This is a genomic window from Streptomyces poonensis (assembly GCF_014650915.1).
Classification (GTDB): domain Bacteria; phylum Actinomycetota; class Actinomycetes; order Streptomycetales; family Streptomycetaceae; genus Streptomyces; species Streptomyces poonensis.
Genome location: NZ_BMVW01000002.1, coordinates 412,708 through 422,666, shown reverse-complemented (window position 1 = coordinate 422,666; position 9,959 = coordinate 412,708). Strand labels below are relative to the sequence as shown.

The following is a 9,959-nucleotide window of genomic DNA, read 5'->3' as shown; positions in this document are numbered from 1 at the left end:
CGCCGGTGGTGTGCCGGGATCAGCCCGTGGCCCCGGCCGGTGCCGCCTGCCGGTCCGTCACCGGCCGCTGCCGGGATCGCCGCGCCAGAGGTACGAGGGTGATGGCGACCGCGCCGAGCACGGCCGTCACGGCGAACGTGGTGAAGCCGAGCCCCGCGTTGCCGCCCGCGATCACCGCGCCGCCCAGCCAGGGGCCGACGACCGCGCCGGTGCGGCCCACGCCGGTCACCCAGCCGAGGCCCGTGGCGCGCTCACCGGGCGCGTACACCTTGGCCGTGGCCGCGTAGACCATCACCTGGGCGCTGAACAGCCAGACGCCGGTGATGAAGACGACCACGTAGGCCACCCCGAGCGGCAGCTCGGCACGGAGCAGCCAGGCGCCGACGGCGGTCAGTACGAACCAGATGGCGGAGACCTTCACCGCGCCGAACCTGTCGGCCGTGCGACCCGCGACCAGCATGCCGAGGATGCCGCCCGCGTTGATCACCATCAGGAAGGTGACGGACGAGGAGAGGGAGTAGCCGGAGGCGCGCATCAGCTCGGGCAGCCAGGTGGAGACGCCGTAGACCAGCAGCAGACCGGCGAAGGACGCGACCCACAGCAGCGGCGTGGCCAGCCGGGTGCCCGGTGCGAACAGGGCGCCGATCGCGGCCATGCGGCCCTTGGCGCCCGCCTCGGGGGCCTCGGCGGGGACGGGGCGGTCGAACCCGAACCGGTCGGCGACCGCGTACGCCTCCTCGGTGCGGCCCTTGGCGAACAGCACGCCGGGGGACTCCGGCAGCCACTTCAGCACCAGCGGGACGGCGACGACGGCCGGCAGCACGCCCGCCCAGAAGACCCAGCGCCAGCCGTGGTCGGGGGCGACGGCGAGGCCGAGGCCCGTCGCGGCCATGCCGCCGGCGTGGTACGAGGTCATCATCAGGCCGGTGGCCAGCGCCGCCCGGCGCGGCGGCGCGAACTCGGCGACGATCGCCAGCCCGATCGGCATCAGCCCGCCGAGCCCCAGGCCGGACAGGAAGCGCCCGGCTCCGAACAGGAAGGCGTCGGGCGCCACCGCGCACAGCGCGGAGCCCACCGAGAACAGCAGGATGCTGCCCGTGACCAGGGGCTTGCGGCCCAGCCAGTCGGTCAGCGTGCCGGCGCCGAGCGCGCCGATGAGCATGCCGAAGGTGGTCCAGCTGCCGACGGTGCCCGCCGTGCCGGCGGAGAAGCCGAGGTCGGGGTCGTCGAGCAGGTGCGGCATCACCGCGCCGTAGATGTTGACGTCCATGCCGTCGAAGAAGACGGCCAGCCAGCACAGGGCGATGACGGGCGCGACGGCTCTGAACGAGCGCTTCGGCGGGGAGGCGGGGGCGGGGACGGGGGCGGTCAAAGTCGGTCTCACTTTCTCTCACGACGTCGTGAAGAGCGAGGTGGCGGGATCGGCGGCTCGGCCTGCTCCCACGGCAGGTGTTCGCCTGGTGAAAAATCATTCACATGGGCGTGCGAAGGAGTCTCCGCATGCGCCCCCGCCCTGTCAACGGTTCGTTGCCCATCCGTCATGTGGCCGCCGACGAGCGGCCACACACCCCCTCCAAGATCGTCAATCGCCCCGTATGGTCATGCTCTGGACAAAGAGGAGTGGTGTCGTGGTCACGTCCCGTACCGGCAAGAAGGCCCGTATCCGGATCGGCGGAAGGGTGTCGCTCGCGCTCGCGACGGCCGTGGCCGCCGCCGGCACCGCGCTGCCCGTCCAGGCGTACGCCGCCTCCGCCGGTGACGAATCGTCCCTGCCGTCCGTCCGCCCGACGGCCGAGACGGCGACGCTGTACGACGACGAGGCCGGCGGCTCCGCCAACGCGGACGACCCCGCGATCTGGCGCAACCCCCAGGCGCCCGCTCCCTGGTCGTCGCCACCGCCAAGGAGGGCGGCCTGCGCGTCTACGACCTCGACGCGCGCACCGTGCAGACGATCGCCGCCCCGGCGCCCGCGACGGCGGACGACGCGCCCGGCCGCTTCAACAACGTCGACCTGGTCCACGGCTTCCGCCTCGGCAACGGCCGCGCGGACCTCGCCGTCACCACCGACCGCGGCAACGACCGCCTGCGCTTCTACCGCATCGACGGCAACGGGTCCGGCGCCCCGCTCACGGACGTCACCGACCCGGCCGCCCGGCCCGTCTTCAACACCACCCAGGCGGAGATCAACGACCAGCGCACCGCCTATGGCCTGGCCACCTGGACCGACCCGGCCACCGGCCGCTCCTACGCCCTGGTGAGCCGCCGCGAGCGCACGAGCCTCGCCCTGCTGGAGCTCACGGCGACGGCGCGGGGCACGGTCGGCTACCGCCTCGTCCGCACCCTCGACCTGCCGTCGTCCTTCCGTCTGCCCGACGGCACCTCCTGGTCCCCGTGCGGCGAGGAGGACGAACTGCCCCAGGTCGAGGGCATGGTCGTCGATCCCCGCACCGGCACGCTCTACGCCGGGCAGGAGGACGTCGGCATCTGGCGCCTGCGCGCCGACCTGACCGGCAAGCCGGCCCTCATGGACCAGGTCCGCGAGTACGGCGTCCCGGCCACCTACGACGAGGAGACCGAGGAGTGCGCCGCCGGCGCCGACCCCGGCTTCGGCGGCGACCGGCTGACCGCGGACGTCGAGGGGCTGACGCTCGTGACCGAGGACGACGGGGACCGGCTGCTCCTGGCGTCCAGCCAGGGCGACGACACGTTCGCCGCCTACGACCTGGAGGAGGAGGGCGAGTACGAGGGCGGCTTCCGCGTGGCCGCGGCCTCCGGCGCCCTGGACGGCTCGGAGGAGTGCGACGGGGCGGCCGCGATCGACGCCCCGCTCGGCGCGAAGTACCCGAACGGTCTGCTGGTCGTCCAGGACGGCCACGACACTCCGGCCGACACGGACCGCGAAGCGACCGGCTTCAAGTTCGTGGACCTGGGGGACGTGCTGGACGCTGTGGACGACTGAGGTTCGCGCTGCGCCGACGTGCCCCCGAGAGCGGATCAGGCATCACTGTCGTAGCTGCCTGTCTTCTCTGACAGACGCAGGCGAGAGGGAGTTGGGAGTGCGGCGGACCAGGGAGGACGCGTACTGCCGTACGGTCCGCTCGTCCTGTGTCGGAACACCCCCGCGTCGGCGCGGTCCGCGCAGGATCAGCGGAGCGTGGTGGGGTCGAGGATCTGGTCGGCCGGCGGCGGGGTGGTGTCGACGGGCTTGTCGTGGTCGGTGAAGGTGAGGTCACCAGGCTCGTTGCCGCCTGCGACCTTGGTTCTCAGGAGGTAGGGCTTGCCCTCCTTGGCGATGTAGACGGTCGTGGTCTCGGTCGTGGTCCTTTCGGTGAGCACGGCGGCCGGCCGGCCGCCCACGGTGGCGTCGGCTTCGCGGGTGGCGTTCCCGTCATATGCCGGGCTCATCGTTTCGATGAGGGTGTCGAAGCCGTCGCATATGCGTCCAAGGGTTTCCGACATCATTTTGGGGGGCTTGATCCAGCGGCCCGTGAAGAGGGCGACCATCTCCTCGGCCTGCTCGGCTGCCATCCCGCGGTTGAAGGTGGCCCGCCAGAAGTCCTCCTTGGCCTTGGCGTAGACGAGGGAATCGCTCTTGATGATCTGCACGGTGCCCTGGGAGGTGCCTATCGTGCCGTTGCAGGAGCCGCGGACGTCCATGGTCAGGTCGACCTCTACCTGGCGGCCGTCGCTGCTGGCCTTGCCGGTAACGCGCATGCTGGTGACGTTCTTGACGGCGTCCGAGGCCTGATTGCCGATCTGTTCGGGCGTCATGCTGTCGAAGGGGTGCGTCGTCCTGGCCGTCGATGCGGTGCTCTCCGTGTCGGCCTCGGTACCGTCCGGGCTGCAGCCGGTGATGATCACGGTGGTGGCGGCGCACAGCAACGCGGTGGCCGCGCGGTGGGTGATGTGGTGCTTCACGTGCGGGTTCCCTCTCCCCTGTCGAACCTCGTTGACTGTATGCGATCAAGACGCGGCACGTGGAGGGGGGCATCGGATGGTTCCTGGCCTGTAAGGCGACGGGGGAGGGCCGTTTCGTTCCAGTACCTTTCGTCCCGTTCCGCGATGCCTCCGGTTCGTTGTGCTTCGCCCGCTGGCTGGGCGGGCGGCCACCTGGCTTCGGCGGCGGAACCAGTGGTTCGAGCACCGCCCACTCGGCATCGGTGAGATCCGTCGGATATGCACGCCGACCGGCCATCCCCGCCTCCCCGAAGTGCAGGAACTACCAAGCCACCTGCCCTGGAAGGCCTTCTCAGACACCCACTAGCTCCTTTGGAGGAACGGGCCGATCTGGGCGTTCGGCGCGTCGGTCGCGCACAGTGCGAATGATGTCCAGGCGAACGCCGCAGGTCGTTGCGTCGGTCATGGCCATGATCGGCGGCAAGGCCGACGCACGTGGACGCGGCGCATACCCCACGGTGGTCGGAAGGCTCACTCGCACCCCCGGGATCCGCAGGCCCGTGCTGGTCAGCCCGTCCCTCCACAGGAGCTGCATCCTTCGAGAACGAACACGGGGCAGAGTCCTTGGACGGTTCGCGAGAAGTAGGAACAGTCGGGTGGTTTGCGTCGGCTCGGCGGCGGGGCTGCGATGGCTGGTGGTTATGGCAGCCCGACGGGTGCTGCTCTCAGCGGGTGACCGTTGAGCTCCTCGCAACCTTCTTTGTCCCACCAGATCCCGCCCTGGGCGGTGAGGTACGGATGCAGCCCGCGCACGTCACCGCCTTCGGTAAGCGCCTGCGCGACTGCGTGGAGAAGGCTCGCCAGATCCGGCCAGGAATCGGTGAAGTCGCCGCCACCGCTGTGGCCTGCCCAGCCGAGGCGGCCCGCGTCCGGGCCGGGACGTTGGTCGAGCACCTGTGCCCCGCCAGCGGCACTCTCAGCCCAGGGAACCCAGAGCGGGTGCCACCAGGGTTCGTCGTCCCAGGGGCGACGAGTCAGTCCGTCGTTCTCCGCCGCGATATCCATGCAGGTCTGCCAATGGTCCACGATGCCGCTCACCGTGAGTGGTGACTGCTCCGGCAGGAAGGTCGCCCAGGCGCTCACTCCGTTGTGGCATTGCAGAGACTCAGCGAGATCACCGGGCAGCGGGATGCCGAGAAGCCACTCTGCCTGCTGGATGTCGTCCCGTGTCGCAGGTGGATTGAGCAGCGCGAAATCGGACGCCGCGTGGGCCGCCAGCCAGGAGTCGATCCGGCGCCAGGATTCCGACGGGGGCAAGGTCTGCTGTGCCATGGCGCCATCCTGCCCCACGCGTGTGACGAAGCAGAGCAAGGCCCTGCCGCCCGATAGAGCAAGGCCAGCCAGCAGCCTGCTGTTCGGCTCGGGTTCGCGCGGTGGCGAGTCGGTGAGAGTCGGTGCCGGTCTTGATGATGTTGCCGAAGGTGAGGCGGTCGACGATAGGTGTAGCTTCTGTGGAGGGACGGGCTGACCGGCACGGGCCTGCGGATCCCGGGGGTGCGGGAGAGCCTTCCGGCCATCGTGGGCCGCGCCGCGTCCACGTGCGTCGGCCTTGCCGCCGATCATGGCCATGACCGACGCAACGACCTGCGGCGTTCGCCTGGACATCATTCGCACTGTGCGCGACCGACGTGCCGAACCCCCAGATCGGCCCGTCCCTTCGAAGGAGCTACACCCATCCCCGTTGCGGGGCGGCGTCTGCAGGCTGTGGCTGTACGGCCACCTGCGGGAGCCGCTCGTCTCGGTCAACGTTCGCGGCGGGGGACAGACGTCCGCCGTCAGCGCGGGAGTATCGGCTGTGGGCCCGGTCTCCTCCGTGTCCATGCGCGGACGAAACCGCAGGTGGGCCCGGCAGTCGGCTGCCGGGCCCAGCGCATGCTCGGGCATGGTGTGCCCGAGGCGTGTTCCCACGGGAACGCCGTCGGCGGGTGAGGAGGGAAGATCCGGAGAGGTCCGGGCCGATCCGCGCCGCCCCGGAGTCAGGGACTGCGGGTCAGGGCATCGCCGCAGCCAGATGGGGCCTCGGATCCGGGAGGCGGTCGGCTTCAAGTTCGTCGAGCTGGGGCGTGTGCTGGACGCCGTGGACGACTGAGGTTCCGGGCGGTCGTGCCTTAAGCGAGTCTCAAGAGGGTGTTAAGCATCCCTGTCCGGGGATGCGTCTTGTCCAAGTAACCGCAGATGAGAGGGGGTTGGGGGGTCGGGCGGCCGGTTGGCCCGGCCCGCCGCCGTGCGTAGCATCGCGCTCGGTCGGCACCGCCGAGGCGTGATCTGAGAGCGCTCTCAGATCCGTTGTGCGCGGACCGTACCCCCCACAGACGCACATCGAGCACCAAGGAGACACCCCCCATGACAGCTCGTCACCAGCGCACCCTCGGCCGCCGCAAGCTGCTCTTCGCCCTCGGCGGCGCGGCCGTGGCCGTGCCCGCCGTCGCCGCGGTGGCCCCCCACGCCCTCGCGGACCCGACCGGGGACGAGAACGCGAGCACGAAGGCAGCGGCCGGTGCCCTTCCCCTGACGATCGCCAACAACAGCGGTTCGTTCGACAATGCCTCCGTCCACGTCTACGTCGTGGGCAACCAGGACGGCCGGCAGGTGCGGCTGACGCCCGAGGGCACGCTCGCGCCGATATCCCTGTCCGACAACGGCGCGGACGGCTTCACCGACTACGCGATCAGCCTGGCGGGCAGCGGCGAGACCAAGCTGACGCTGCCTTACATGTCGGGCCGGATCTATGTGTCGCTGGGCCAGAAGCTCAAGTTCAAGGCCGTCACGGACGGCAACGGCAACGCGGCCCTGCAGTACCCGGCGGGCTGGGTGAAGTCCGACCCCAGCTACGGCGTGCTGCACGACTGCGCCGAGTTCACGTACAACTCCGCCGGCATGTTCTGCAACACCACCATGGTCGACATGTTCAGTGTGCCACTCGCCATCCGGCTGACCGGTGCCAAGGACCAGACGACGGGCACCCTGCGGGCCGGGGGACGCGCGGCCGCCTTCGCCGCCGTACGGCAGGCCGAGGGTTTCGCGGACCTCGTCGTCGACGACACGCGCATCATCGCGCCCGGTCACGGCCTGGATGCCGGACTGTTCGCCAAGGACTACTTCGCCCCGTACATCGACGAGGTGTGGAGCACCTACACCGGCAAGGACCTCACCGTCACCACCAACGCGGGCACCTTCACCGGCCGGGTGCGCGGCGACCGGTTCACCTTCGGCGGGCCCGCCCAGGTCTCGTTCGCCAAGCCGTCCACCCGTGACGTCCTGTTCTGCGACGGCAACCTCGCCGCGCCCAACGACGGCACCACCGGCCCCGTGGCCGCCGTCCTCGGCGCCGGTTTCAACCGCTCGACCCTGCTCAGCCACCCGGCCCAGCCCACGACCGACGCCTCGTCCTTCTATCGGACGGCGCTCACCAACCACTACTCGGCGGCGATCCACGCGGCCACCGAGGACGGCAAGGCGTACGGCTTCGCCTTCGACGACGTGGCCGACTTCGCCTCGTACATCCAGGACACGGCGCCGACCGGGATCCGGCTGACGCTCACGGCGTTCTGAACGTACGCACGGTGAGGGGCCCGGTCGGCGTGCCGACCGGGCCCCTCGTTCCGGCGCCTACTTGAGCGCCTCGGCGAACAGCGGCACGACCTCGTCGAGCGCGTAGCCGATGGACAGCACGGTGTTGGTGGCGAACGCCTGGCTGATGTTCGCGGCGTCGAAGACGACGGAGCGCCCGTCCTTCACCGCCGGCACCGCCCGGTACAGCTTGTCGTCGCTGATCTTCGAGGCCTCGATGCCGATCGGCGCCATCACCACCAGGTCCGCGTCGAGCATGTTGAGGTTCTCCTCCGAGACCGTCACGGAGAAGCCCTCACCGGCCTCCGCCTCGACCACGGGGTTGTTCTCGAACCCGAGCTGCTCGACGAAGTCCACCCGGTCCGTGCCGTGGACGTACGCGCCCCAGCCGGCGGAGCTGCGCGAGCCGACCGTGATGGTCTTGCCCTTGAACTCCGGGTGCTCCTTGGTCGCGGCCGTGAACTTCTTCTCGGTCTCGGCGATGAGCTCCTCGCCCTCGTCGGCGAGACCGAGCGCCTGGGCGACCATGGTGGTCTGCTTCTTCCAGCCGGTCTTGTACTGGTCGCCGCCCTCAGGGACGCCGACGGTCGGCGCGATCTTGCTCAGTGTGTCGTACCGTGTCTGGTCGCCGCTGGACTTGACGTCGAGGATGAGGTCGGGCTTGAGCGCCGCGATCTTCTCGTACTCGGGCTCCAGGGTGCCGATCTTCTCGGGGCTCTTGTCGTAGAGGTCCTTCGCCCACGGGCCCACGCCGTCGCCGCCGAAGGCGAGCCAGTCGCTCTGGCCGACCGGCTGCACACCGAGGGCCAGGGCGGTCTCGGCGTCGCCCCAGCCGAGCGCGACGACCCGCTTGGGCCGGGACTCGACGGTGACGGTGCCGAACTTGGTGTCGACCTTCGCCGGGAAGGCCCCGGACGCCCCGGACACCCCGGACGCCTTGGCCGTCGCGTCGCCGGCGGAGTCGGCCGAGTCGTCGGAGGAGCCGCAGGCGGAGAGCGCGCCGAGGAGGGCGACGGCGAGGGTGCCGGTCGCGAGGCGCCGCAGACCGCGACGGCCGAGGGAGGGGAAGTGCGCAGACATGCTCGGTCTTCCTGTGCTTTCTGTACGTGTCACCGGGGGAGCGGTGCGCGTTGCGGTGGGGAGGGGAGTGGTGTGTGTCAGTGGGGGAGCGGGGCGCCGACGTGGTGCCGGCCGAGCGGGACGACCATCGGGGTGCCGGACGCCGGGTCCCGAATCACCGTGGAACGCAGTCCGAACACCTCGCCCACCAGCGACTCGGTGACGACGTCGGAGGGCGCGCCCTCGGCGACGACGCGGCCCGCCTTCATGGCGATCAGGTGGTCGGCGTAGCGGCAGGCCAGGTTGAGGTCGTGCAGGACGACGGCGAGGGTGACGCCCCGGTTCCGGTTGAGGTACGACCCGGCCGATGACGTCCGCGACCAGCAGGAGGACGGGGGCGAGCAGGGCGCTGTAGGGCAGCAGCCAGCGGTGGTCGGGGCCCGTGATCATCCGGACCGCGTGCGGCACCGCGAGGCCGACGAAGCCGATGGGCCCGGCGATCGCGGTCGCCGCGCCGCACAGCAGGACGACACTCACGGCGCCCAGGAGCCGGGCGACGGCGACCCGTTGCCCCAGCCCGCGGGCGATGTCGTCGCCGAGGGCGAGGCCGTTGAGCCGGGGGCCCAGGCACAGGGCCAGGAGACCGCCGACGACGATGAAGGGCAGCGCCTGGACGAGGACGTCCATGTCGCGGCCGTCGAGGGCGCCGACCTGCCAGAACCGGAACTGGTCGTACGTCTGGCTGTCGGTCAGCAGCATGGTGTCGGTGAGGGAGACGAGCAGCCCGGTGGCGGCGGCTCCGGCGAGGGCGAGCTTGACCGGCGTGGCGCCCTCGCGTCCGAAGCTGGCCACCCCGTAGACGAGTCCGGCCGCCAGGCAGGCGCCGAGGAAGCCGAACCAGATGTACTGCCCGGGCTCGGTCAGGGACAGCACGCTCATCGCGAAGACGACGGCGACGGCCACGCCCGAGTTGACGCCGAGCAGGTCGGGTCGGCGAGCGGGTTGCGCGTGACGCCCTGCATCACGGTGCCCGCCAGGCCGAGCGCGACCCCGGCCAGCAGGCCGGCGAGGGGTCAGCTCGTCGTCCAGGAGGTCCGGCTGCCCCGTACGCCCGGTGCGGCCGTCGTCGCGGTCATGAGACACCGGCACCGCTCGGTGTGCCGAGCGGGGAGGGCGGGGGGCCAAGGCGCATGGGCTTGTTCCTCGTCACCCCGTGGACGCGCAGCACGGCGTTCCGGAGCGACTGCTTCCGGCTGCTCATTAGGTTAGGCGAACCTAACACCAGATATCGTTAAAAGCGCAACCAGTGGTGGACGGCCGGGCGCCGTCGCGCCGCGACCGGAGGGACGCCGCGACAGGCAGCGTCCAGCAAT

5 protein-coding genes and 5 pseudogenes are annotated in these 9,959 nt (G+C 70.8%); 2 read left to right on the top strand and 8 right to left on the bottom strand.

Annotation, left to right across the window (positions count from 1 at the left end):
- Positions 1–19 precede the first annotated feature (19 nt).
- On the bottom strand, positions 20–1,372 hold the full coding sequence (locus IE242_RS08760) for an MFS transporter (RefSeq protein ID WP_229858511.1): 1,353 nt from the start codon (positions 1,370–1,372) through the stop codon (positions 20–22).
- Between the two features lie 229 nt (positions 1,373–1,601).
- Between IE242_RS08760 and IE242_RS08755 the strand changes: the two are divergent.
- Positions 1,602–2,959: pseudogene (locus IE242_RS08755) on the top strand (phytase).
- Positions 2,960–3,144: 185 nt separating this feature from the next.
- Here the strand turns inward: IE242_RS08755 and IE242_RS08750 are convergent.
- From IE242_RS08750 to IE242_RS39440, 4 genes and pseudogenes are all read right to left on the bottom strand, one after another.
- The gene (locus tag IE242_RS08750; protein ID WP_189857051.1) at positions 3,145–3,918 is read right to left on the bottom strand and encodes a hypothetical protein; all 774 of its coding nucleotides are present in this window, start codon (positions 3,916–3,918) and stop codon (positions 3,145–3,147) included.
- Positions 3,919–4,099: 181 nt separating this feature from the next.
- Positions 4,100–4,195: pseudogene (locus tag IE242_RS08745) on the bottom strand (transposase); the annotation flags it as partial.
- 401 nt (positions 4,196–4,596) lie between these two features.
- The gene (locus IE242_RS08740) at positions 4,597–5,229 is read right to left on the bottom strand and encodes an SMI1/KNR4 family protein (RefSeq protein WP_189857049.1); all 633 of its coding nucleotides are present in this window, start codon (positions 5,227–5,229) and stop codon (positions 4,597–4,599) included.
- A 70-nt stretch (positions 5,230–5,299) separates the two neighbouring features.
- Positions 5,300–5,395, bottom strand: a pseudogene (locus tag IE242_RS39440) (IS21-like element helper ATPase IstB); the annotation flags it as partial.
- Between the two features lie 905 nt (positions 5,396–6,300).
- Between IE242_RS39440 and IE242_RS08735 the strand changes: the two are divergent.
- Positions 6,301–7,509 carry a beta-1,3-glucanase family protein gene (locus tag IE242_RS08735; RefSeq protein ID WP_189857046.1) on the top strand — a complete coding sequence of 403 codons (1,209 nt, stop codon included), beginning with the start codon at positions 6,301–6,303 and terminating at the stop codon, positions 7,507–7,509.
- Between the two features lie 57 nt (positions 7,510–7,566).
- Here IE242_RS08735 and IE242_RS08730 read toward each other — a convergent pair whose 3' ends face one another.
- From IE242_RS08730 to IE242_RS08725, 3 genes and pseudogenes are all read right to left on the bottom strand, one after another.
- On the bottom strand, positions 7,567–8,607 hold the full coding sequence (locus IE242_RS08730; RefSeq protein ID WP_189857570.1) for an iron-siderophore ABC transporter substrate-binding protein: 1,041 nt from the start codon (positions 8,605–8,607) through the stop codon (positions 7,567–7,569).
- Positions 8,608–8,684: 77 nt separating this feature from the next.
- Positions 8,685–8,939: pseudogene (locus IE242_RS39115) on the bottom strand (ABC transporter ATP-binding protein); the annotation flags it as partial.
- Positions 8,932–9,656: pseudogene (locus IE242_RS08725) on the bottom strand (FecCD family ABC transporter permease); the annotation flags it as partial. The pseudogenes IE242_RS39115 and IE242_RS08725, both read right to left, overlap by 8 nt.
- Between the last annotated feature and the right edge of the window lie 303 nt (positions 9,657–9,959).